General features: G+C 66.3%; 1 protein-coding gene. It reads left to right on the forward strand.

Annotation, left to right across the window (positions count from 1 at the left end):
- Window positions 1-17: 17 nt before the first annotated feature.
- Window positions 18-398: recombinase family protein (locus tag E2E34_RS34910; RefSeq protein ID WP_167518457.1), on the forward strand; the 381-nt coding region annotated here is incomplete at its 3' end.

Consider the following 398-nt stretch of genomic DNA (forward strand, 5'->3'; position numbering starts at 1 on the left):
ACAGAGAAAGGAACAACGTGGCTAATCTCGTCTACAAGCGGGTGTCGACCGATCGGCAGTCGACCGACCGGCAAAACCTCGTGCTCGACGAGGCCGGGATCGAAGACCTGGTCGTCTTCGAGGAAGAGGCCGGTACCTCCAGCTGCCTCCAGCCGCTTCAGCGCCCGAAATTCGGTGGGCTGTTCGCGTACGCGCGGCCGGGCGACACCGCGCACATCTCCGAGATGTTCCGTCTGGTGCGCGGCACCGGGCACGTCCTCGATGTCCTCGACGTCCTGCACCGCGACCAGGTCGCCGTGCGCATCCACGACGGCGCGTTCTCCGGCATGGACCTCACCGCCCGCCGCCCGCGCACAGGGGAACTGCTGTCCACCGTGACGTTCATGGTGCAGACCCTC

Source organism: Streptomyces albidochromogenes, from assembly GCF_005981925.1.
Lineage (GTDB): Bacteria > Actinomycetota > Actinomycetes > Streptomycetales > Streptomycetaceae > Streptomyces > Streptomyces albidochromogenes.